The 21589-nt window shown below is 68.4% G+C and carries 20 protein-coding genes; 9 read left to right on the top strand and 11 right to left on the bottom strand.

Annotated elements, in window-relative coordinates:
* Position 1 precedes the first annotated feature (1 nt).
* Positions 2 to 580, top strand: coding sequence for a flavin reductase family protein (locus G3M57_RS10765; RefSeq protein ID WP_230983780.1), 579 nt, complete (start codon positions 2 to 4; stop codon positions 578 to 580).
* Here the strand turns inward: G3M57_RS10765 and G3M57_RS10760 are convergent.
* The 3 genes from G3M57_RS10760 to G3M57_RS10750 form a co-directional block, all read right to left on the bottom strand.
* Positions 534 to 1508 carry an alpha/beta fold hydrolase gene (locus G3M57_RS10760; protein ID WP_244322623.1) on the bottom strand — a complete coding sequence of 325 codons (975 nt, stop codon included), beginning with the start codon at positions 1506 to 1508 and terminating at the stop codon, positions 534 to 536. The genes G3M57_RS10765 and G3M57_RS10760 overlap by 47 nt on opposite strands.
* A gap of 44 nt (positions 1509 to 1552) precedes the next feature.
* Positions 1553 to 2023 carry a MarR family winged helix-turn-helix transcriptional regulator gene (locus G3M57_RS10755; protein WP_163230440.1) on the bottom strand — a complete coding sequence of 157 codons (471 nt, stop codon included), beginning with the start codon at positions 2021 to 2023 and terminating at the stop codon, positions 1553 to 1555.
* 101 nt (positions 2024 to 2124) lie between these two features.
* Positions 2125 to 2859 (bottom strand): GntR family transcriptional regulator, encoded by a 735-nt coding sequence (locus G3M57_RS10750; RefSeq protein WP_163230438.1) that lies wholly within the window; start codon positions 2857 to 2859, stop codon positions 2125 to 2127.
* A 127-nt stretch (positions 2860 to 2986) separates the two neighbouring features.
* On the opposite strand from G3M57_RS10750, the gene G3M57_RS10745 reads away from it, so the two are divergent.
* Both G3M57_RS10745 and G3M57_RS10740 read left to right on the top strand, forming a co-directional pair.
* Entirely contained in the window at positions 2987 to 4066 is a 1080-nt protein-coding gene (locus G3M57_RS10745) for an aromatic ring-hydroxylating oxygenase subunit alpha (protein WP_163230436.1), read from the top strand.
* A complete protein-coding gene (locus G3M57_RS10740) occupies positions 4063 to 5013 on the top strand; it encodes a PDR/VanB family oxidoreductase (protein WP_163230434.1) in 951 nt (316 codons plus the stop codon). Before G3M57_RS10745 ends, G3M57_RS10740 begins: the two co-directional genes overlap by 4 nt.
* Positions 5014 to 5077: 64 nt before the next feature.
* On the opposite strand, the gene G3M57_RS10735 is transcribed toward G3M57_RS10740, so the two are convergent.
* The 8 genes from G3M57_RS10735 to G3M57_RS10700 all read right to left on the bottom strand — a co-directional run bounded on the left by G3M57_RS10735 (position 5078) and on the right by G3M57_RS10700 (position 16309).
* Positions 5078 to 6178 carry an NAD(P)-dependent alcohol dehydrogenase gene (locus G3M57_RS10735; RefSeq protein WP_163230432.1) on the bottom strand — a complete coding sequence of 367 codons (1101 nt, stop codon included), beginning with the start codon at positions 6176 to 6178 and terminating at the stop codon, positions 5078 to 5080.
* A gap of 27 nt (positions 6179 to 6205) precedes the next feature.
* The gene (locus G3M57_RS10730) at positions 6206 to 7669 is read right to left on the bottom strand and encodes a benzaldehyde dehydrogenase (protein WP_163233695.1); all 1464 of its coding nucleotides are present in this window, start codon (positions 7667 to 7669) and stop codon (positions 6206 to 6208) included.
* A gap of 105 nt (positions 7670 to 7774) precedes the next feature.
* Positions 7775 to 10351 carry a TonB-dependent receptor gene (locus tag G3M57_RS10725; RefSeq protein WP_163230430.1) on the bottom strand — a complete coding sequence of 859 codons (2577 nt, stop codon included), beginning with the start codon at positions 10349 to 10351 and terminating at the stop codon, positions 7775 to 7777.
* 135 nt (positions 10352 to 10486) lie between these two features.
* Entirely contained in the window at positions 10487 to 11428 is a 942-nt protein-coding gene (locus G3M57_RS10720) for an AraC-like ligand-binding domain-containing protein (protein WP_163230428.1), read from the bottom strand.
* A 50-nt stretch (positions 11429 to 11478) separates the two neighbouring features.
* The gene (locus G3M57_RS10715) at positions 11479 to 12969 is read right to left on the bottom strand and encodes an AMP-binding protein (RefSeq protein ID WP_163230426.1); all 1491 of its coding nucleotides are present in this window, start codon (positions 12967 to 12969) and stop codon (positions 11479 to 11481) included.
* Between the two features lie 42 nt (positions 12970 to 13011).
* On the bottom strand, positions 13012 to 13839 hold the full coding sequence (locus G3M57_RS10710) for a p-hydroxycinnamoyl CoA hydratase/lyase (RefSeq protein ID WP_056760157.1): 828 nt from the start codon (positions 13837 to 13839) through the stop codon (positions 13012 to 13014).
* A gap of 51 nt (positions 13840 to 13890) precedes the next feature.
* A complete protein-coding gene (locus tag G3M57_RS10705) occupies positions 13891 to 15303 on the bottom strand; it encodes an aldehyde dehydrogenase (protein ID WP_163230424.1) in 1413 nt (470 codons plus the stop codon).
* Positions 15304 to 15418: 115 nt separating this feature from the next.
* A complete protein-coding gene (locus G3M57_RS10700) occupies positions 15419 to 16309 on the bottom strand; it encodes a helix-turn-helix domain-containing protein (RefSeq protein WP_056760153.1) in 891 nt (296 codons plus the stop codon).
* Positions 16310 to 16458: 149 nt separating this feature from the next.
* On the opposite strand from G3M57_RS10700, the gene pobA reads away from it, so the two are divergent.
* From pobA to pcaG, 6 genes are read left to right on the top strand one after another with little or no spacing between them, the layout of a single operon-like run.
* Entirely contained in the window at positions 16459 to 17634 is a 1176-nt protein-coding gene (gene pobA / locus G3M57_RS10695) for a 4-hydroxybenzoate 3-monooxygenase (protein WP_188916189.1), read from the top strand.
* A 6-nt stretch (positions 17635 to 17640) separates the two neighbouring features.
* Complete coding sequence (locus G3M57_RS10690; RefSeq protein ID WP_163233694.1) at positions 17641 to 18369, top strand: CoA transferase subunit A; 729 nt, start codon at positions 17641 to 17643, stop codon at positions 18367 to 18369.
* Positions 18369 to 19028: a CoA transferase subunit B gene (locus G3M57_RS10685; protein WP_056760147.1), complete on the top strand. Its 660-nt coding sequence runs from the start codon at positions 18369 to 18371 to the stop codon at positions 19026 to 19028. Before G3M57_RS10690 ends, G3M57_RS10685 begins: the two co-directional genes overlap by 1 nt.
* On the top strand, positions 19025 to 20224 hold the full coding sequence (gene pcaF / locus G3M57_RS10680; protein WP_163230420.1) for a 3-oxoadipyl-CoA thiolase: 1200 nt from the start codon (positions 19025 to 19027) through the stop codon (positions 20222 to 20224). Before G3M57_RS10685 ends, pcaF begins: the two co-directional genes overlap by 4 nt.
* A gap of 9 nt (positions 20225 to 20233) precedes the next feature.
* Entirely contained in the window at positions 20234 to 20941 is a 708-nt protein-coding gene (gene pcaH / locus G3M57_RS10675) for a protocatechuate 3,4-dioxygenase subunit beta (protein ID WP_056760144.1), read from the top strand.
* Positions 20934 to 21584 (top strand): protocatechuate 3,4-dioxygenase subunit alpha, encoded by a 651-nt coding sequence (gene pcaG, locus G3M57_RS10670; RefSeq protein ID WP_163230419.1) that lies wholly within the window; start codon positions 20934 to 20936, stop codon positions 21582 to 21584. The genes pcaH and pcaG overlap by 8 nt, the downstream gene beginning before the upstream one ends.
* The last annotated feature ends 5 nt before the right edge of the window (positions 21585 to 21589 follow it).

Raw genomic sequence — 21589 nt, 5'->3', positions numbered from 1 at the left:
CGTGGCTCCCTACGACGCCGTCTCGCCCTCGTCGATGGACGCCGCCTCCACGGTCGCGTTCAAGGAGGTGCTGGCGCACCTGGCGAGCGGCGTCGCCATCATCTCCTGCTGGGACAGCCAGACGCCGCGCGGCCTGCTGGTCAGCTCGATCATCGGCCTGTCCGTCGAGCCGCCCCGCTTTCTGTTCTGCGTGCGCAAGGAGGCTGGCTGTCACGACGCCTTGCGATCCGCGCGCGAGTGCGGCGTGGCCCTGCTGGGCGCAACCGACCGGGAAGAGGCCCTTCGCTTCGCGGGCCCGGCTCGTGCGGCCGAACGCCATGCGCCCGAGCGGTGGCGGCTCCCGGACGGCGCCCCGCCGGTCTACCGCGGCGGCCTGGCCGACGCCCGCTGTCGGATCGACAGCGTCGCAGATGCGGGCACCCACTCGGTCTTCATCGTCACGGCCGCCGAATACCGCCTGACCCCCGGTCCGCCGCTGGTCGCCTGGAACCGGGGCTTCCTGAACGCCGAGCCGCCCTCGGCTCCGGCCAACTTCAGCGAGAGACGGCCCGCTGCGCAAATGTCGTCAAAAGGCCGTTGAAATCCTCGGCCCGTTCGAATTGCGGCGTATGACCACACGCGTCGAGCAGCACAAACTGCCCCCTCTGCGGCAAGGCCGCATGCCTCTCGGACTGCTGAAACGGCAGCACGGCGTCCTGCTTGCCATGAATCAGCAGGACTGGGCTGGCCGCCGCCTCCAAGCACTGGAGGCTCTTTCGCCAGACGGATTCGTGGACGCCGGCCAAGGACATGGTCCGGCGCAAGGTTCCTAACAGCGCCTTGGCCGCTCCGGGGCGGTGAACATTGCGCCGGACGATCGCACGAAGATCCTCCGTCACCACGGCGGGGTCGTGGAACAGCGCGACCAGCTGGCGCTCGACCGACGCCTCGCCAGGCTTGGCCATCAATTCGCCGAGCAGCGGCAAGGACATCAATCGGAACGGCAGGAAGACCTCCGGGCCCAGCATGGCCGGCGCGACCAGCACCAGACCGGCGATGCGGTCGGGCGCCAGACCCGACAGGCGCAAGGCGACGGTCCCGCCCAGCGAGTTGCCCACAGCGATCACCCGCTCCAAGCCAAGCACATCCAGCAGGGCCAGGGCGCAGGCCGCGTAGCTGTCTGGATCATAGGGCTGACGCCCCATGTCGGACAGGCCGTGACCGGGATAGTCCCAGGCGATGAGGCGATGGCTTCCCGCCAGCGCCTCAAGCTGCCTCGACCAAAGCTCCAGCGAGCCGCCGATGCCCGAGGAGAGGAAAAGCGGAACGCCCTCGCCGCCCGTATCGACGTAGCGGATCTTGACGCCATCGACGACGGCCGTCCGGTCAATCATGCGAGCCCCTCGATCAAATCCGTCGACGCGCGCGTACCTCGCGGGAAGACGTGAAGAGGACTGGAGCACGAGCGCCGGGCGAGTGGCTTGCCCAGGTGCGAAGACGACTTTGACAGACGCGAACTCGAGCGTCATTTCCGCCGCCGCTGACCCGCGCAAGGCCTCTTGCGTACGGCCGTCTACGGCTCCTTGTTCGCGTCCAGAGCCGGACCGTCCGCCCCCACGCGGCGGAGCTTGGCGAGGAGGCGACCGAACTCGGCGCGTTCGACTTCCGTCAGGGCGGCGAAAGCGTCTCGATCGTGCTCGAGCGTGGCCTCCTCGATCCGAACCCGCAGGGTCTCGCCGGCGGCGGTCAGGTGCAGGGCGTTGGTGCGACGGTCACGGCCCGGCCGGCGCTCGATCGCGCCCAGCGCTTCCAGCTCGTCGACGGCCTTCATCGTGCTGGCCCGGTTGATGCCCAGGGCTCTCCCGAGGGTGACCTGGTCGCAGCCGGCGTTCAGGGCGATGTAGACGATCGCCGTGGCGCGCGCCGGGGTCACGTTCAGGGGCGTCAGGCGAGCCACCAGCCCAGCCATGATCCGAACGTCGGTCGAGTGCAGTTGCAGGCCCAGCCGTTGTCCCAGGACGCCAAAGGCGGCGGTCTCTTCCATGTCGACAAACCCCCAATTAGCACGCCAAGCGAACTGTATCCTGATTGCATTTAAAGGGCTTTCCGCGGGACCTCCAGATCCTTCGCGTTTCCGCCATGCCGTCAGTCGGCGCGAATGCTCCACGCGGCGCCCAGCGGCGAACCCGCGCTGGCCGCCGCCTCGAACACCTTGGCGTTGCGAATGGCCGCCAGGGCGTGGTCTCGCATGATCCGCTCGGCTTCGTCGGCATTGCCCTGCACGATGGCGTCCAGCACCGACTGGTGCTGGCGATGGGCGGCCAGCAGGTGCTCGTACTCGGCTGCGAGGTCCGCCAGGTCCAGCGCCAGGGCCCCGACGCCCGCGAACGGTTCGAAACTGTTGCGCGCCAGCGCGCCCTCGACCGCGCCGTTGCCCGCCGCGGCCACCAGCGTGTCGTGGAACGCCTGATTGTAGGCGGCGTAGCGATCCACGTCCTCGGCGGCCAGACGTCCTGTCGCGAACAAGGCCTCGCCTTCCGCGATCAGGCCGGCGAGGCGCGCATGGGTCTCGGAGCTCATGCCCCGCTCGACCAGGCGTCGCGCCGCAAAACCTTCAAGAACGCCTCGCACCTCGATGGCGTCGCGGATCTGGTCGCTGGACACGCCCCGGGCCGCATAGCCCCGCGCGCCCAGCCGCACCACCAGCCCTTCCTGCTCCAGGCTTCGCAGGGCCGTGCGCACGGGCATACGGGAGACGCCCAGCGCCGCCGCCGTCGGGATCTCGGCGATGCGTTCGCCGCTCTTGATCTCACCCGAGGCGATCATCTTGCGGAGGGCCATCATCACGCGCTGGCCCGGCTTCATGCTTGGCATGTCCATGGCCGCGACCGTAGCCGACCCGTCGAGACGCTCACAAGCTTTCAATTGGATCCAATCTTGACGACGTCGCGATTGCGATCAAGATTGGATCCAATAGGTCGCCAGACCAAGGCACGAGGAAACGACGATGGGTCCCGAAACCATGGCCAAGGCCGCGCCCTGGCCGCTTGACGCCTGGTACGTCGCCTGCACGCCCGACGAGATTGCGAACAAGCCCCTGGGTCGGCGGATCTGCGGCCAGGCCATGGTGCTCCATCGCGGCAAGGATGGCCGCCCGGTCGCCCTGGAGGATTTCTGCCCCCACCGGGGCGCGCCCCTGTCGCTGGGCTTCGTCCGGGATGGCGAGCTGGTCTGCGGCTATCACGGCCTGACCATGGGCTGCGAAGGGCGCGCGACCTCGATGCCGGGTCAGCGCGTCGCCGCCTTCCCCGCCATCCGCGCCTTCCCGGTGCTGGAGCGCCACGGCTTCGTTTGGGTCTGGCCCGGCGATCCCGTCCAGGCCGACCCCGCCAAGCTGCATCCGCTGTTCTGGGCCGACAGCCCCGACTGGGCCTATGGCGGCGGCCTCTATCACATCGCCTGCGACTACCGGCTGATGGTCGACAACCTGATGGACCTGACCCACGAGACCTACGTCCACGCCACGAGCATCGGCCAGAAGGAGATCGACGAAGCGCCGGTCACCACGCGCCTCGACGGAGAGGAAGTGGTGACCAGCCGCTTCATGGAAGGCATCCACGCGCCGCCATTCTGGCGCATGGCGCTGCGCGGCGCCGGCCTGCCCGAAGACGCCCTCGTCGACCGCTGGCAGATCTGCCGCTTCTCGTTGCCCAGCCACGTGATGATCGAGGTCGGCGTCGCCCTGGCGGGTCATGGCGGCTATGACGCGCCGGCCGACAAGAAGGTCTCCAGCGTTGTCGTCGACTTCATCACCCCCGAGACCGAGACCTCGCACTGGTACTTCTGGGGCATGGCGCGGAGCTTCGCTGTCCAGGACGCGGGCCTGACCGACACCATTCGCGAAGGCCAAGGCAAGATCTTCTCCGAGGATCTGGAGATGCTGGAGCGGCAACAAAAGAACCTGCTGGCCTATCCCGACCGCAAGCTCCTGAAGCTGAACATCGACGCCGGCGGCGTGCGCTCGCGCATGGCCATCGGCAAGGCGATCGCCGCCGAGGCCGGCCCGTTGGCGGCAGCCGCCGGATGATCAAGGTTCGGGTGGCGTCCCGCGCCCAGGCCGCCGAGGGCATCGTGCGGCTGGACCTGGTCTGCGCCGAAAGCCGCGACCTGCCGCCGTTCGACGCCGGCGCCCACATTGACCTGTTCCTGGGGAACGGCCTGACGCGGCAATATTCGCTGTGCAACGATCCGGCCGATCGCAGCCATTATCGGATCGCCGTCTTGCGCGAGCCGACCTCGCGCGGCGGCTCGACCTATGTCCATGAGGCGCTGACCGACGGCGCGACGTTGGACATCAGCCTCCCACGCAACCTGTTCGCGCTGGACGAGACGGCCGATGGGCACCTGCTGTTTGCCGGCGGGGTCGGCGTCACGCCGATCCTGGCCATGGCTCGACGATTGCACGCCCTGGGGCGCCCGTTCCTCTTCCACTACTGCGCTCGCGACCGCTCGCGGGCGGCGTTCCTGGACGAGTTGGCCGCGGCGCCGTTCGCAGACGCGGTGCGCTTGTCGTTCGACGCCGAGCCGGAAACACGACTCGACCTGGATATCGCGCTCGCCGATCCGGCGCCGGGCCGCCGTCTCTATGTCTGCGGTCCCGGCGGGTTCATGAGCCATGTGGTCGATGGCGCCCTGGCGCGCGACTGGGCCGCGGACCAGATCCGCAAGGAGCATTTCGCCGCCGCGCCTGGGCCTGAGGGTGAGAACCGGCCGTTCGAGCTGGTGATCGCCAGCACCGGCCAGGTGGTGCCGGTGGCGGCCGACCAGTCCGCCGCCCAGGCCTTGGAGGCCGCCGGCGTCTTCGTGCCGGTCTCGTGCGAGCAAGGCGTCTGCGGCACCTGCCTGACCCGCGTGACGGATGGCCAGCCCGACCACCGCGACGCCTTCCAGACCGACGAGGAAAGAGCCGCGAACAACCAGTTCACGCCCTGCTGTTCGCGCGCCCGCACCTCGCGCCTGGTGCTGGACCTTTGATCAAAAAAGAGCCCGGCGCGAGGTTCGCGCCGGGCCAAGGGATGCGAAAGGCCGTCCGAAAGGATCAGGCCATCCGCACCACGGGCTTGATCACCCGCCCAGCTTCGCCGTCCGCGACAGCCTGGTTGATCTCCGACAGCGGGTAGAACTGGATCAGGCGGTCGAACGGGAACTGGCCAGCCTGGTGCAGGGCGATCAGCTCCGGGATGAACACGTCGGGATCGGCGTCGCCTTCGACCACGCCGCGCACAACCTTGCCGCCGCTCATCACCGACACCGCGTCCAACGGCAGTTCGTCGCCCATCTTGGACGCGCCGACTAAGCCGCAGACGCCGCGCGCGCCCAGGCAGTCGACCGCCTGGCGCATGACCTTCAGATTGGCCGTGGTGTCGATCGAGAACTGCGCGCCGGTCCCGGTGATCGCCTGGATTTTCTCGACCACCCCGCCCTCCGCGCCGTTCAACGCGTGGTCGGCGCCCAACTCCAGCGCCAAGGCCAGCCGATCAGGATTGATGTCCACGGCGATGATCGGGCCAGCCCCGATCGCCTTGGCCGCCAGCACCGCCGACAGGCCAACCGCGCCGGCGCCGAACACCGCCAGCGAGCGGCCGGCGGGGACCTTCAAGGCGTTCATCACCGCCCCCGCCCCGGTCATCACCCCGCAGCCGAGCGGGCCCAGGATTTCCAGGGGCGCGGCCTTGTCGACCTTCACCGCGTTGCGTTCATGACAGAGAGCGTAGGTGGCGAACGACGACTGGCCGAAGATGTTGGCGTGGATGGTCTCCCCTTCCCGCGACAATCCCGACGAGCCGTCCTCACGCGCGCCCATGAAATTGCGCGGGAAGAACTCGTGACAATAGGTCGGCGCGTGGTCCTCGCACGACGGACACCGGCCGCAGGAGTTGAAGGTCATGACCACATGGTCGCCCGGCGCGACCTTGGTCACGCCGGGACCGACCCTCTCGACGATTCCGGCGCCCTCGTGACCCAGGACGACCGGCTGGGGCGTGGGCAGGTGCTGGTCGCGCATCACCATGTCGGTGTGGCAGACCCCCGTGGCGACCACGCGGACTAGGATCTCGCCCGCCCGGGGCTCCTCGATCTCCAGCGGCTCGAGGCTGAACGGACCGGCGGGACTGCGCGTGACGGCGGCGGTGATCTGCATGCGGACGAACTCCTCGAAGCCGCGGGTCTAGAACGGATAGGGCGTGGCCACGGCCTTGACCGTTTCCCACCGCCAGGTGGTGAACTCGTCCAGGTTCGCCGGCCCGCTGATCCGGGTTCCGTTGCCGGAAGCCTTCATGCCGCCGAACGGCGCGTGAGGCCCGGCTTCGACCGTCTGCTCGTTGATATGCAGGTGCCCCACCTCGAGCGCCCTCCCCAGGCCCATGCCGCGCCCCACCGAACCGGTGATGATCCCCGCCGCCAGGCCGTACGGTCCATGGTTGGCCAGGCGGGCGGCCTCGTCCAGTTCGTCGAAGACGGTGATCGCCGCGACGGGGCCGAAGATCTCCTCCTCGAACGCCCGCATGCCCGGCTTGACCCCGGCCAGCACTGTCGGCGCGTAGAATAGGCCGTCATGCGTCCCGCCGGCGATCAGTTGGGCGCCGGCCGCCACCGTGTCGGCGACGATGGCATGGACCCGGTCCAGTTGGCTCCGGCTGATCAGCGGGCCCAGCGCCACGTCGCCGCGCATCGGATCGCCGACCGGCAGGTGCGCCGCCTTGACGGCCAGGCGCTCGACCACCGCGTCGTGGATCCCGCGCTGGACCAGCAGTCGGCCGGCGGTCATGCAGATTTGGCCCTGGTGCAGCCACGCCGCCCAGGCCGCGTTGGAAGCCGCGACGTCCGGATCGGCGTCGTCGAGGATGATCAACGGGTTCTTGCCGCCCAGCTCCAGCGCCACCTTCTTCAGGCGCCCGCCCGCGACCTCGCCGACCTTGCGGCCCGCGGCGGTGGAGCCGGTGAAGGCGATCATGGCGATGTTCGGATCCCGGCACAGGGCGTCACCGGCTTCGGCGTCGCCGGGCAGGACATGCAGCAGGCCCTCGGGCAGGCCGGCCGCCTCGAACACCCGAGCAATCAAGAAGCCGCCGCTGATGGGCGTGCGCGGGTCAGGCTTGAGCACCACCGCATTGCCGACGGCCAAGGCGGGAGCCACCGCGCGGATCGACAGCACCAGCGGAAAGTTGAACGGCGAGATCACGGCGACCACGCCCAAGGGAACACGGCGCGCGATGCTGGTCTTGTCCGGTGAGGCGGGCAGGACCAGCCCCGCGGCCTCGGTCGCCATCACGCCAGCCTGCCGCACGAAGCCCGCAGCGTGTTCCAGCTCGACCGCGGCCTTGCCTGCGACCGAACCGCTCTCGCGCATGATCCACGGCGCCAGGTCGACGGCGTGCTCTTCCAACAGGTCGGCGGCCCTCAGCAGCACTTTCTGGCGCGCGTCGGCGGTCAGAGCCGCCCAGGCGGGCTGAGCCGTCTTGGCCGACGCGGCGGCGCGGACGACGTCCGAACGGTCGGCGCGCCCCACGCGGGTCAGCACCGTCTCGGTGGCCGGCTCCAGCACCTCGATCACGCCGCCCTGGGACGAGCGCCAGCCGTCGGAGAACAACCGCCCGTTCCAGTTGTCGGCCGACAGCAGGGGCGCGGCCACGGGGGGTCGCGGGCTCATGTCGTTCATGGCGATCTCGCGCTCCTAAATATTCAAGCCCCGAAGGGCGACATGGGGCGAGCGGCGGACGCGCTCGCCCCGCCTTCGTCAGAACGTCACGCCAAGACGGACATAGGCTTCGCGCGGCCGGCTGTAGGTGCCGAAGATGGCGCCGGCGGCGATGTTCTCGTTGCCGGTCGTCAGGTAGCGCTTGTCGGTCAGGTTCGTGCCGCCCACCGCGAGGGTCCAGGCGCCGCCGGGATCGGCATAGGCGAGGCTGGCGTTCACCACCTGCACGGCCGGACGCTTCAGCAGATAGGTGCGCTGGGCGTTGTTCCAGATGCTGGAGGTGTAGGTCCAGTCGCCGATCGCCGTGATCGACCCGCCGTTGGCCAGCTTGAACTCGTAGCGTGGGCTGACGTTGATCTTCCACTTCGGCGTCTTGGGCAGCGGGGCGCCAACGAAGGTGCCCGCCTGGAAGGGGTTGGGACCGCTGACCGCCAGCACGCCGGCCAGCACGTCGGTGTAGCGGGCGTGCAGATATCCGACAGACGCATTGATGGTGAGCCCGTCCATGGGCACCGCGACCGCCTCGATCTCGGCGCCCTTGATCTTGGCGTCGCCGGCGTTGCGGATGGTCGGCGAGGTGCCCTGCTGGAAGTTCAGCTGGATGCCGTCGTACTGCGTCTGGAACACCGAGCCGTTCAGCTGCAGGCGGCGGTCCAGCAGTTTCGACTTGAAGCCAGCTTCCAAGGTGGTGGCGGTCTCTTCGCCAAATGGCTGGGCCAGCAGCTGGGGATTGGTCAGGCGAGTGGTCCAGCCGCCGGTCTTGTAGCCCTTGGACCAGCTGACATAGGCCATAAGGTCGTCGCCCGGGTGCAGTTGCACCCCGACCTTGGGCGAGAAGTTGCTGAACGTCTGCTCGTTGACGCCGGGCGCGTAGACCCGCACCGGATTGCTGGGATCCGGATAGCTCAGGCCCGTCTGGCATGAGACCGGCGCCAGCGGGAAAGGCCCGTTCGGCGTGATGTTGCCGTTGGCGTCCGAACAGCCGAAGAGCTTGTAGTTGAAGCCGTTCAGGTCCTGCTGCCCGCCCTCGAACAGCTTCTTTTCCTTGGTGTAGCGACCGCCGATCGTGACGCCGATCAGGTCGATCGGACGCCAGTCGATCTGGCCGAACGCGGCGTAGTTCTTGGTCTCAAGCTGGTTGGGACCGTCGACCTGCAGCAAGCCTTCGTCGAAGGTGACGTAGTCGTGCAGCGAGCCCTTTTCCTTGAAGTAATAGGCGCCCAGCACGTAATTGAGCTTCTTGTCGAAAGCCGAGCCCAGCAACTGCAGCTCCTGGCTGAACTGCCACTGCTTCATGTCGAAGCTGAGCTGGCCGATGTTCAGCGGCGAGCCGTCGGCGTCGGTGCCGCTCTTCCACAGCAGTTTGCGGTAGGCGGTGATCGACTTCAGAGTCACGTCGTCGGTGAGGCTGTGCTCGACCGTCAGGCCCGTGCCCCAGTTGACCAGGTTCGAGAAGCTGTTGCCGGTGGCGTAGCTCTTGTCGATGTCCTTGCTGACGAAGCGGCTGTCATAGGGCAGCCGGTCGTTGTTCGGGTCGGCGTCGACATTGACGCTGGCCAGCGAGGCGACATGGAGGTTGGGGCTGTACTGCGTGCCGCGCACGCCGCACAGGGCCTGGGCGTTGCGGGCCGCGATCTGGGCGCCGGTCGCGCCGATGCAGAAGTTGTAGAGCCCGCCGAACAGGAAGCCCGTAGTCCCCGTCGGATCGAAGGCCGTGCCCGGCAGGTTGGTCGTACCGGCGAAATTGCCCGGAACCGTCACCGTCGTGCCGATCAGGGTGTTGGCCAGGCCGTCGCCATCCTCGTGCGTGTAGTCGGCCGCCAGCACGACCTTGGTGGACTCGCCCCTCCACTTCAGCTTGCCGCGCAGGTTCCAGCTGTTCTCACCGCCCTCGCGCGACGCCGTGTTGAAGTCGGACGACGGGAAGGCCGTATAGGAGGTCGTGTTGCGGGCCCGCGCGTCCGGGAAGGGGATGCGCTCGACATGACCCTCACGGCTCTTGATCCCGAACGTGATCGACGAGGACAGCCCCTCGGCCAGCGGCAGGTCGGCGCTGCCGCGGGCCTGCATCAGGTTGAAGCTGCCGACGGTGACGTCGCCCTTGAACTTGAAGGTGTCGCCCGGCTCGCGCGTCACGATCGAGATCGCGCCGCCAATGGTGTTGCGGCCGAATAGAGTACCTTGCGGACCCTTCAAGATCTCGATGCGCTCGACGTCCAGCAGGTCTTGGTTGGCGCCGACGGTGCGGGCCAGATAGACGCCGTCGACATAGATGCCGACGCCCGGATCGATGTTGAACGCGAAGTCGTCCGAGCCGATGCCGCGCACATAGGCCGACAGCACCGAGGGCGAACCCGAGAACGGCGTGCCGCCGTCGAGGGTGACGTTGGGCGCCAGGTTAGACAGCTGGGCGACGTTGCCCACGGCTCGTTCCTGCAGCGCATTTTCGGTGAAGGCGGAAATGGCGATCGGCACGTCCTGGACGTTCTCGGCCCGCTTCTGGGCGGTGACGACAACTTCCTCCACGACGGCCTGGCCGTGCGCGGCGCCGGCCGCCGCCAGGGCAAACAGGGACGCCGCCCCGAACACCTGATGTAACCAGAGCTTACGCCCCATGGCCCGAACCTCCCTTTTATGTCGTTGTCGACAGAGGAGCACGGGCGGCGCCATCAAACTTGGCCAGGCGCGAAGGCGACTTTCACGGATGCGAAGCCCGATGTCGTTTTCGCGAACGTGGGCGTCGAAAAAGACTCAGCTGGCCCGGAACTCGCGCGGTCCGACTCCGTAGAAGGCCTTGAAAGCCCGGCTGAAATGCGAAAGGTCGTTGAAGCCCAGGCCGAACGACAGGTCGGTGATGTTGCAGGCCGTACCATCCTCCCGCAGGGTTCGCGCCGCCCGTTCCAGCCGTTTGCGCCGGATATAGGCCAGCGGCGTGGTGGCCATGCCGGCGAACACCATCTGGACGTAGCGCGGGGAAACGCCCAGCGCGCCGGCGACGCGCCCCACGCTGAGGTCCGGGTCGCAAAGGTTCTCGTCGATGAAGCGCTTGATCCGCGCGCCCGCGCCCTGGCCGGCGTCGAGGTCGCGGACAGCCCTCGTCCCCCCTTCATTTTCGCGAGCGACAGCGCTCAGCAGAGACAGGGCCGCGTCCTGCACCGCCTCGCCGACGGGCGCGGCGCCCTGGCCGGCGTTGGTCCACAGCGTCCGGATGAACGAGGTCAGCAGAGCGCCGGCCAGGCCGTCGCCAGCCAGACGACGGCCGCACAGGGCCTCGGGATCGCCCATCCGGTCGGCCAATCGCTCGGAGGGGATCCGTAGCACCAGCATGCGGTTGGGATCGTCGAACCGGATCGTGTAGGGCCGCGCCGGATCGCACAGCATCAGGTCGCCCTCGTCCAGCACCGCCTCCCGGCCATCCTGCAGGTTCAGGCTGCGGCCGAGGTCCTGGACGTGCAGCTTGAAATAGGGCCGCTGGGCCCACGACGCTCGGCCTCGCCGCACCACCGCGGCGCTGGAGGCGACGCGGGACAAGTCCATGCCGCCCAGGTCGCGCACGTCCATGCGGCCCTCGAACCCCTCCCGGTCGGCGTCGACCACGAGATTGTCGAAGGTCGATGCGACCAGCGCGTTCCACGCCTCTAGCCCGATCCCGGTCCGGGTCGCGCCGCCCTGTCCGTCGAGACTCAACGCCATCTCATCCTCCCTCAGGCTCGCCGGTCGCTCCCCCCAGAGACCGCCGGCGTTCAGGTTCTTGGATCCTGGCCGAGCAGCCGCTCGCGCAGGACCGTTTTCTGGATCTTGCCCGAAGCCGTGCGCGGCAGCGCCGCGACCAGGGTCAGAGCCTTGGGCAGCTTATAGCGGGCCAGCCGATTTTCGAGATGGTTCAGGATCAAGGTCAGATCGAGGATGGCGCCGTCGCGGCAGGTCACGACCAAATGGCCGATTTCGCCCCAGCGCGGATCAGGCACGCCGACGACGGCGCACTCGGCGATGGCCGGATGGTCCGCAAGGGCCGCCTCGATTTCGGCCGGATAGATGTTCTCCCCGCCCGAGATGAACATGTCCTTCTTGCGGTCGACCAGCCAGTGATAGCCCTCGGCGTCAGCACGGGCGATGTCGCCGGTGCGGAACCAGCCATCGGGGGTGAACGCCCGCGCGGTCTCGTCCGGTCGCCGCCAGTAGGCCTGGAAGACATTGTCGCCCTTCAACAGCAGCTCACCGGCGATGCCTGGGAGGCACTCGTTGTCATGCTCGTCGACGATCCGGGTGGCCACGGAGGACATGGCCAGGCCCGCCGAGCCGGCTCGTGCGTCGATCAGCGTCAGGTCGGCCGGCATGCCGAACACGGTCCCGGCCTCGCTCATGCCGTAACCGTCGACGACCGGGACGCCATCGGCCAGCCAGGCGCGGATGTCGGCGGCCGGATGGGGCGCGCCGCCGGTAAAGACCGCCGTCAGCCGCCCAAGCGCCGAGGCGTCGAAGTCCGGATGACGGTGCAGCATCGCGGCCATCTGCGGCACGCAGAAATAGTGGGTCACGCCCAACGCGGGATCGCCCAGGCGGCCCAACGTGCGACCAGGCTCGAAACCGTCGGACACCAGGATGGTCCCACCGTGCATCAGGGCGGGACGGATCGATGTCACCAGGCCGATGATGTGGAACATCGGCGCGTCGACCAGGAAGACGCTCTGGTGGGTGACCTTGCCCAGGCGGCCGAAATTGATCGCCGTCTGGTCCAGGTTGCGCTCCGACAACAGCACCCCCTTGGGCCGACCCGAGGTGCCCGAGGTGTAGAGGATCAGCGACGGGCGCTCGCGATCGGCGAGCGTGGCCGACTCTGGCTCGGCCGCCAGGATCTCGGCCCCCAGGATGTCGAGGTCGAGCCCCTCGAGGCCCATGGCGCCGAGTTGGGCGTCGCCGACGATCAGGGCCGGCTCGGCGTCCTCGACCAGGGCGGCGATCTCGCCAGCGCTCAGCCGCCAGTTCAGCGGCACGAACATGGCCCCCAGCCGGGCGCAGGCCAGGTGCAGGATCGCCAGCAGGACCCGGTTCCTGGCCAGCACCGCCAGGCGGTCGCCCTGGCCCACCCCGCGTCGCCGCAGCACGCCCGCCGCGCGACCGATGTCGGCGTCGAGCTCGGCATAGGTCCAGCGACGCCCGCCGGCCAGGTCGACGGCCGCCAGCCGGTCGGGCTGGAGACGCGCCTGGAGGGCGACATGGTCCATCGGAGTCATTCTAGTCGTCCCTCCCGTCGTCGTTTCCTCCCTGCCCCCGTCTCAGCTCTGCTTGGCGAGATCGTAGGCGCCCAGGCCGGGCTTGTAGGTCTTGTCGTCGATGAACTGCTTGATGCCCTCCTTGCGACCGTCGTTGTCGTAGGAATTGGCGGCCTCCTGGGCCCGGACCAGGTAGTCCTCGGCGTTGTCGTAGGTCATTTCCTTGACCCGGCGGACGGCGTCCTTGGTCGCCTTCAGGGCCACGGGGTTCTTCTTCAGCAGCACCTCGGCCAGCTCGCGCACCCGCGCCTCCAGGCGCTCCAGCGGCACGCTTTCATTGACCAGGCGCCAGGCGGCGGCCTTCTGGCCGTCGATCAGCTCGCCGGTCATGGCGTGGTACATGGCGTCGCGAAGCGGCATCAGGTCGACCACCACCTTGGTGGCGCCGCCGCCCGGCAGAATGCCCCAGTTGATTTCCGACAGGGCGAACTGGGCCTCGTCGGCCGCGATCGCCAGGTCGCAGGAGTAGAGCGGGCCATAGCCGCCGCCGAAGCACCAGCCATTGACCATGGCGATGGTCGGCTTCTGGTACCAGCGCAGACGCCGCCACCAGCCGTAGGACTCGCGCTGGGCTTGGCGGGTGGCGCCAAGGCCCTTGGCTTCGGTCTCGCGGAAATATTCCTTCAGGTCCATGCCCGCGGACCAGGCCGATCCCTCGCCCGTCAGGACCAGCACGCCGACGTCGTCGCGGAACTCCAGCTCGTCCAGCACCTCCATCATGCGGCGGTTCAGGGTGGGGCTCATGCAGTTGCGCTTGTCGGGGCGGTTGAACTTCACCCAGGCGATGCGGTTCTCGACCCGGAAGGTTGCAGTGTCGTTGGCGTCGGTCATGGGCGTTCCTTGGAGTTCGAAGCGGGTGACGCGAGGCGTCGAATGATATCGTCAGATCGGGAAATGGCCGGGTTGGGTCTCGACCGTGATCCAGCGCAGCTCGGTAAAGGCGTCGATGCCGGCCTTTCCGCCGAAGCGGCCGTAGCCCGAGGCCTTGACGCCGCCGAACGGCATCTGCGCCTCGTCGTGGACGGTCGGACCGTTGACGTGGCAGATGCCCGACTGGATCCGCCGCGCCACCTTCAGGCCGCGGGCGACGTCGCGCGTGAAGACCGAAGCGGACAGGCCGTATTCGGTGTCGTTGGCCAAGGCGATGGCGTGCTCCTCGTCGCGGGCGCGGATCACGCCGACCACGGGACCGAAGCTCTCCTCGCGGAACAGCCGCATGGCGGGCGTGACCTTGTCGACGACCGTGGCGGGCATCAGCACGCCCTGAGCCGGACCACCGCTGACCTGGACCGCGCCGGCGCTCACAGCGTCGGCCACCAAGCCCTGGACGTGCGTGACGGTCTTCAGGTCGACCACCGCGCCGAGCGGCGTCTTGCCTTCGCGCGGGTCGCCGACCGCGAGGCTGGAAGCCTTGGCGGCGAACTTCTCGACGAAGGCGTCGGCGATGGCGTCGACGACGATGATCCGCTCCGTCGACATGCAGATCTGGCCCTGGTTCATGAAGGCGCCGAAGGCGGCGGCCTTGACGGCCTCGTCCAGGTCGGCGTCTTCCAGCACGACCAGCGGGGCCTTGCCGCCCAGTTCCAGCAGCACGGGCTTAAGGTGCTCGGCCGCACGCTTGGCGATGATCTTGCCCACTGCGGTCGAGCCGGTGAAATTGATCCGCCGCACCGCTGGGTGATCGATCAGGGCGCCGACCACCTCGGCCGCATCCTGGGGCGCGTTGGTGACGATCGACAGCGCGCCCTCGGGCAGGCCGGCGGCCGTGAAGGCCTCGGCGATCAGGCCATGGGTGCGGGGGCAGCTTTCGGAAGCCTTCAGCACGACGGTGTTGCCGCACGCCAGGGGCGTCGCCACCGCGCGGACGCCCAGGATGATCGGCGCGTTCCATGGCGCGATGCCCAGGATGACGCCGACCGGTTCGCGCACGGCCATGGCCAGGCAGCCCGGCTTGTCGGACGGAATCACCTCGCCGTTGATCTGGGTGGTCAGCGCCGCGGCCTCGCGGACCATCGAGGCGGCCAGCATCAGGTTGAACCGCGCCCAGCCCTCGGTGGCGCCGATCTCGCCCATCATCGCGGCGACGAAATCGTCGGCCCGCGCCTCCAGGGCCCCAGCCGCCTTGGACAGCAAGGCGCGGCGGGCGTTAGGGCCCAATGCGCTCCAAGTCGGCAAGGCGGCATGAGCGGCGTCGACGGCCGCGCGCGCTTGATCGGCGGTCATGGCGATGGAGGTCGTGGCGACCGCGCCAGTGACGGGGTCGAGGCGTTCGAAGACGGCCTGGGTCGAGTTCATGGTCGTTCCTTCCCTTGGCGCGACAGCACCTTACGGCGCCGTTTATTTGTACGCTCGCCATTTTGTACGCCAAGCAAACAATGTACGCAAGTCGTGGCTTGGGCGCGAGCCGTCGTTAGCCGATCGAAGAGGCGTGAGCCGCCCGTTCGGCCCGATAGCGCTTGGGCGAAACCCCTTCGGCCTTGGCGAAGAAGCGCGAGAAATAGGCGGGGTCCTCGAAGCCCAGGTGATAGGCGACCTCCGCGACCGTCATGTTCGAGTACAGCAGCGCGCGCTTGGCCTCCAGCAACAGCCGATCCTGCACCAGCCGCAGTGGCGAGGCGCCTGCCGCCCGCAGGCAGGCGGCGCGAAGGCGCGCCACCGCCACGCCAAGTCGCCCAGCATAGGTTTCAATGGGCAAGCCCTCGCGATAGTGCGCCTCGACCAGTTCGCGGAACCGGGCGACCAGCGTGACATGCCCGCCCTGCAGGGCGGGTGCGGCGGCCTCGTCCCGAACCAGCCTCCGCAGGACCTCGACCAGGATGGTCAGCAGATGTCCCTCGACGGCCGCGCCGCCGGCAGGAGCGGTCCAGACCAGTTCTCGCGACAACTCGCCCAGCGAGGACGCAATCCCGGATGCCGCATCGAGCGGCAACTGACGCGGCGCCCGGAACAGGTTTGCGAACGCCGGCTCGCGGGCGGTCAGGTCGCGTAGATAACTGTCGGCGATCGTCAGCACCGATCCAGCCGTCTCGACCTCGTAGGCAAAGCCGTGCGCTCGGCCCGAAGGGACCAGCACCAGGCAGGGCGCGGCGAAGGCGATGGTGTCGCCATCCACGTCCATGACGCCGCCTCCGGCCGCGATGTGGAAGACATGGTTGAGGTCCGCGTGCGCGTGGGCGCGGATGTTCCAGTCGTTAGGCCTGGTGCGATCGTCCAACTCTTCGAGATGGATGAACTTGCCCTCCACCGTCCGAAGGGGTTCGCCGAAGAGAAAAAAGCTCGGAACGGTGGGACCTTGAGCCAAGTTCGATACTCCACAGCGGCGTTGGTTCGCTCGCGCGCCCGATCGAAAAGTCCAACTTTTGTGATGCTCTGTCCATCCCCATGGCGCAGCGTCGAGGTCAACCTTGTCCGCAAGTCGCGGGAAGCGGCGTCAGGGCGGAGAGCTCCATCGTGCGAACCCAGGTCGCCATCATCGGCGCGGGCCCGGCCGGGCTGTTCCTCGGCCACTTGCTGACACAGGCCGGGATTGACGCGGTGATCCTCGAGCGCAAGGACCGCCCTTATGTCGAGGGCCGCGTGCGCGCTGGCGTGCTGGAGCGGGTCACCGTCGACCTGATGGACCGTCTGGGCGTCGGCGACCGGATGCGGCGCGAGGGTCTCGTCCATGCCGGAACCAATCTCGCCAGCGACGGCGAGATGTTTCGCATCGACATGGCCGAACTGACCGGCGGATCGACCGTGATGGTCTACGGCCAGCAGGAGGTGATGAAGGACCTGTTCGACGCCGCCGAGCAGCGCGACCTGCGGATCGTATTCGACGCCGACGAGGTCCAGCTGCACCACATCGACGGCGACCGGCCTCACGTCACCTGGCGCAAGGACGGCGCTGAACATCGGCTGGACTGCGATTTCATCGCCGGTTGCGATGGCTATCACGGGGTGAGCCGGGCGGCGATCCCGGCCCAGGTGCTGAAGACCTTCGAGCGGGTCTACCCGTTCGGCTGGCTGGGCATCCTGACCGAAGCGCCCCCCTGCGATCACGAACTGATCTATTCCAATCACGAGCGCGGCTTCGCCCTGGCTTCGATGCGCTCGCCGACCCGCAGCCGCTACTACGTGCAGTGCTCGCTCGACGATCGCCTGGAGGACTGGCCAGACGACCGCTTCTGGGACGAGGTTTCGATCCGCCTCGGCCCCGAGGCCGCCGCGCGCATCGTTCGCGCCCCCTCATTCGAGAAGTCTATCGCCCCCCTGCGCAGCTTCGTCTCCGAGCCCATGCGGTACGGCCACCTGTTCCTGGCCGGCGACGCCGCCCACATCGTGCCGCCCACCGGCGCCAAGGGCATGAACCTGGCGGTCTCCGACGTGATCATGCTGTCCGAGGCCCTGGTCGAGCACTACCACGAGCGCTCCAAGGCCGGGATCGACGGCTATTCGGCCCGCGCCCTGGCCCGGGTCTGGAAGGCGGAGCGGTTTTCCTGGTGGTTCACCGGCCTGACCCACCGCTTCCCCGACCGCGACGGTTTCGACCGCAAGATGCAGATCGCCGAACTCGCCTATATCAAGGGCTCGCGCGCCGCCCAGGTGACGCTGGCCGAGAACTATGTCGGCCTTCCCCTGGTCTAGAAGGCTCTGGAGCGTTCCATGAAGAACAAGATCTACGAGAGCGCCGCGGCCGCCCTGGAGGGCGTGGTCTTCGACGGCATGACCCTGATGTCGGGCGGCTTTGGCCTGTCGGGCAATCCGGAGACCCTGATACCCGCCTTGAAGGACACGGGCGTCAAGAACCTGACCGTGATCAGCAACAACTGCGGAGCCGACGGCTTCGGCCTGTGGATGCTGCTGAACAACGGCCAGATCAGGAAGATGATTTCCAGCTATGTCGGCGAGAACAAACTGTTCGAGCAGCTCTATCTGTCGGGCCAGTTGGCGCTGGAGCTGAACCCGCAGGGCACCTTGGCCGAGCGCATCCGCGCCGGCGGCGCCGGCATCCCGGCCTTCTACACCAAGACCGGCGTGGGCACGGTGGTGGCCGAGGGCAAGCCGGTCGAGGACTTCGAGGGCGAGACCTATGTGCGCGAGACCTGGCTGCGGGCCGACCTCGCCATCATCAAGGCCTGGAAGGCCGATCCGGAAGGCAATCTGATGTTCCGGATGACCGCCCGCAACTTCAACCCGGTGATGGCCACGGCTGGCAAGCTCACCATCGTTGAGGTCGAGGAGATCGTCGAGGCCGGCGAGTTGGACGCCAACAGCATCCACACGCCGGGCATCTATGTCGATCGCATCATCCTGAGCACGATCAACGAAAAGCGGATCGAGAAGCTGACCACCCGTCCTCGCGAAACGGAGACCGTCTGATGGCCTGGACCCGCGACGAGATGGCGGCCCGCGCCGCGCGCGAGCTGCAGGACGGCTTCTACGTGAACCTGGGCATCGGAATTCCGACCCTGGTGGCCAACCACATTCCCGAGGGCGTGCACGTCACGCTCCAGTCCGAGAACGGCATGCTGGGCATGGGCCCGTTCCCGTACGAGGGCGAGGCCGATCCGGACCTGATCAACGCCGGCAAGCAGACCATCACCAAGCTGCCGACCTCGAGCTTCTTCGACAGCGCCCAGAGCTTCGCCATGATCCGCGGCGGCCATATCGATCTTACGGTCCTGGGCGCCATGGAAGTGGCCCAGAACGGCGACATCGCCAACTGGACCATCCCCGGCAAGATGGTGAAGGGCATGGGCGGGGCCATGGACCTGGTGGCCGGCGTCAAGCGGGTGATCGTGGTCATGGACCACGCCAACAAGGCCGGTGAGAGCAAGATCCTTGAGCGCTGCGCCCTGCCCCTGACCGGCGCCGGCTGTGTCGACATGGTGATCACCGACCTGTGCGTCTTCGACCTGGAGCGACGGGGACCCACGGGGGAGAAAAGCCTGAAACTCATTGAACTGGCGCCAAACGTTCGTTTGGATGAGGTGCGGGCGAAGACCCGCGCCGCCTTCGATCCGGGAGCCTTCCAATGACCACGGCCTATCTCTGCGACGGTATCCGCACACCCATCGGCCGCTATGGCGGGGCGCTCGCCAAGGTGCGGGCCGACGACCTGGCGGCCATCCCGCTGAGGGCCCTGGCCGCACGCAACCCCAACCTCGACCTCGCCGCTATCGACGAAGTGGTGCTGGGCTGCGCCAACCAGGCCGGCGAGGACAACCGCAACGTCGCCCGCATGGCCCTGCTGCTCGCAGGCTTCCCCGTCGAGGTCCCGGGCGTCACGGTCAACCGGCTGTGCGCCTCGGGCCTGGAGGCGATCGGCTACGCCGCCCGCGCCATCGCCTCGGGCCACAACGACCTGCTGATCGCCGGCGGCGTCGAGAGCATGAGCCGCGCGCCGTTCGTGATGGGCAAGGCCGACAGCGCCTTCTCGCGAAACGCCGAGATCTTCGACACCACGATCGGCTGGCGCTTCGTCAATCCCGCCATGCGCAAGGCCTATGGCGTGGATTCCATGCCCGAGACCGCCGAAAACGTCGTGGCGGACCATGGCGTCAGCCGCGAGGATCAGGACGCCTTCGCCCTGCGTAGCCAGCAGCGCGCCGCCGCCGCCCAAGCCAGCGGCTTCCTGGCCGGCGAGATCGCCCCGGTCGAGATCCCCGGCAAGACCGGCCCCACCATCGTCGACCGCGACGAGCACCCGCGCGAGACCACGATCGAAGCGCTGGCCAAGCTGAAGCCCGTCGTCCGCGAGGGCGGCACGATCACCGCCGGCAACGCCTCCGGCGTCAACGACGGTGCGGTGGCCCTGGTCATCGCCTCCGAGGGCGCCGTCAAGCGTCACGGCCTGACCCCACGCGCCCGCATCACCGGCTACGCCGCCGCCGGCGTGCCGCCGCGCGTCATGGGGGTCGGCCCGGTCCCCGCCGTTCGCAAGCTGTTGGCCAAGACCGGCCTCTCGATCGGCGACTTCGACACCATCGAGCTGAACGAGGCGTTCGCCGCCCAGGGCTTGGCGGTCCTGCGCCAGCTGGGCCTGCCTGACGACGGCGCCCATGTGAACCCGAACGGCGGCGCCATCGCGCTCGGCCATCCCCTGGGGGCTTCGGGCGCGCGGCTGGTCCTGACCGCCCTACGCCAGCTGGAGGCCACCGGCGGCAAGCGCGGCCTGGCCACGCTCTGCATCGGTGTCGGCCAGGGCGCGGCCCTGGCCTTCGAGCGCGTCTAGGAAACCTTGATGAGTCAGAGCTTCAAACGCGAGGACGCCAGCCAGCCGCCGTCGCTGCATGCGCCCTACGCCTCGACCGTCCCGCGTTCACCGCGCCAGCCCCTGGTCAGGATCCCGCACACCCTGACGGAGACGACCGGCCCCGCCAACGCCTGGTCGCGCCTGATGGGCGGGGCGCTGGCGGACCTGACGACCCAGCACAAGGCCATGCCCCAGGGCCAGAGGATCATCGTCTCGGGTCGCGTCCTGGACGAGGACGGCCGCCCCGTCCCCAACACCGTGGTGGAGATCTGGCAGGCCAACGCCGCCGGGCGCTACATCCACAAGAAGGACCAGTGGGACGCCCCGCTGGACCCCAACTTCACCGGCGCGGGCCGCGTGATCACCGACGACGAGGGCCGCTACCAGTTCGTCAGCGTCCGGCCGGGGGCCTATCCGTGGGGCAACCACCACAACGCCTGGCGGCCGGCGCACATCCACCTGTCGCTGCTGGGACCGGCCTTCGCCACGCGGCTGGTTACCCAGATGTACTTCCCCGACGATCCGCTGATCGAGATCGACCCGATCGCCAACGCCGTGCCCCTGCCCTATCGCCAGCGCCTGGTCTCGCGCTTCGACATCGAGACCACTCAGCCCAACTGGGCCCTGGGCTACCTGTTCGACGTGGTGCTGCGCGGCCGGGACGGGACGCCGTTCGAGGACGACCACCATGATTGACCAGGTCAATCCCGCCCCGCGCCGCGACAACCAGGATCCGGCCCTGTTCGGCCAGACCCCCTCCCAGACCGTGGGCCCCTTCTTCCACTACGGCCTGCCCTGGAAGGGCTGCGCCGACCTGATCGGCGACAGCGACATCGGCGCGCGGCCGGAGCTGTTCCCGGTCGAGCACTATGTGCTGGCCTCTCCGAGCGCCAAGGGCGAGGTCGAGGGCGAGCCGATCGTCATCGAGGGCGTGGTGCTGGACGCCGACGGCAAGGTCGTGCCCGACGCCATGATCGAGATCTGGCAGGCTGACGCGGCCGGTCGCTATGTCGATGGATCCTGCGACATCGGCTTCATCGGCTGGGGCCGCGCCTCGACCGGCGAGGACGGCGTCTATCGCTTCCTCACCATTCGCCCCGGCCGCGTCGACGCCCGCCAGGCGCCGCACATCGCCGTCAGCGTCTTCGGGCGCGGCGTGATCAAGCGGCTGGCGACGCGGCTCTATTTCGAGGACGAGGCCGCCAACGCCGCCGACCCGATCCTGGCCCTGGTTCCCGCCGAGCGCCGTGAGACTCTGATCGCCTGCAAGGCCGGCGCGGTTTGGCGCTTCGACATCGTCTTGCAAGGCGACCGCGAAACCGTCTTCTTCGACATCTGAGGCTG

Source organism: Caulobacter rhizosphaerae, assembly GCF_010977555.1.
In the GTDB taxonomy this organism is placed as follows: domain Bacteria; phylum Pseudomonadota; class Alphaproteobacteria; order Caulobacterales; family Caulobacteraceae; genus Caulobacter; species Caulobacter rhizosphaerae.
Note: the sequence above shows the minus strand (reverse complement) of the source record. Positions and strands in the feature narration are given on the sequence as shown.

What these genes read in the sequence shown, in the direction of transcription:
- G3M57_RS10720 (WP_163230428.1), bottom strand. Translation starts at nt 11,428, where the DNA reads ATGGCGTTGAGTCTCGACGGACAGGGCGGCGCGACCCGGACCGGGATC.
- G3M57_RS10760 (WP_244322623.1), bottom strand. Translation starts at nt 1,508, where the DNA reads ATGACGCTCGAGTTCGCGTCTGTCAAAGTCGTCTTCGCACCTGGGCAA.
- pcaG (WP_163230419.1), top strand. Translation starts at nt 20,934, where the DNA reads ATGATTGACCAGGTCAATCCCGCCCCGCGCCGCGACAACCAGGATCCG.
- G3M57_RS10750 (WP_163230438.1), bottom strand. Translation starts at nt 2,859, where the DNA reads ATGGACATGCCAAGCATGAAGCCGGGCCAGCGCGTGATGATGGCCCTC.
- G3M57_RS10710 (WP_056760157.1), bottom strand. Translation starts at nt 13,839, where the DNA reads ATGACCGACGCCAACGACACTGCAACCTTCCGGGTCGAGAACCGCATC.
- G3M57_RS10740 (WP_163230434.1), top strand. Translation starts at nt 4,063, where the DNA reads ATGATCAAGGTTCGGGTGGCGTCCCGCGCCCAGGCCGCCGAGGGCATC.
- G3M57_RS10705 (WP_163230424.1), bottom strand. Translation starts at nt 15,303, where the DNA reads ATGAACTCGACCCAGGCCGTCTTCGAACGCCTCGACCCCGTCACTGGC.
- G3M57_RS10725 (WP_163230430.1), bottom strand. Translation starts at nt 10,351, where the DNA reads ATGGGGCGTAAGCTCTGGTTACATCAGGTGTTCGGGGCGGCGTCCCTG.
- G3M57_RS10715 (WP_163230426.1), bottom strand. Translation starts at nt 12,969, where the DNA reads ATGACTCCGATGGACCATGTCGCCCTCCAGGCGCGTCTCCAGCCCGAC.
- G3M57_RS10745 (WP_163230436.1), top strand. Translation starts at nt 2,987, where the DNA reads ATGGGTCCCGAAACCATGGCCAAGGCCGCGCCCTGGCCGCTTGACGCC.
- G3M57_RS10685 (WP_056760147.1), top strand. Translation starts at nt 18,369, where the DNA reads ATGGCCTGGACCCGCGACGAGATGGCGGCCCGCGCCGCGCGCGAGCTG.
- G3M57_RS10755 (WP_163230440.1), bottom strand. Translation starts at nt 2,023, where the DNA reads ATGGAAGAGACCGCCGCCTTTGGCGTCCTGGGACAACGGCTGGGCCTG.
- pcaH (WP_056760144.1), top strand. Translation starts at nt 20,234, where the DNA reads ATGAGTCAGAGCTTCAAACGCGAGGACGCCAGCCAGCCGCCGTCGCTG.
- G3M57_RS10735 (WP_163230432.1), bottom strand. Translation starts at nt 6,178, where the DNA reads ATGCAGATCACCGCCGCCGTCACGCGCAGTCCCGCCGGTCCGTTCAGC.
- pcaF (WP_163230420.1), top strand. Translation starts at nt 19,025, where the DNA reads ATGACCACGGCCTATCTCTGCGACGGTATCCGCACACCCATCGGCCGC.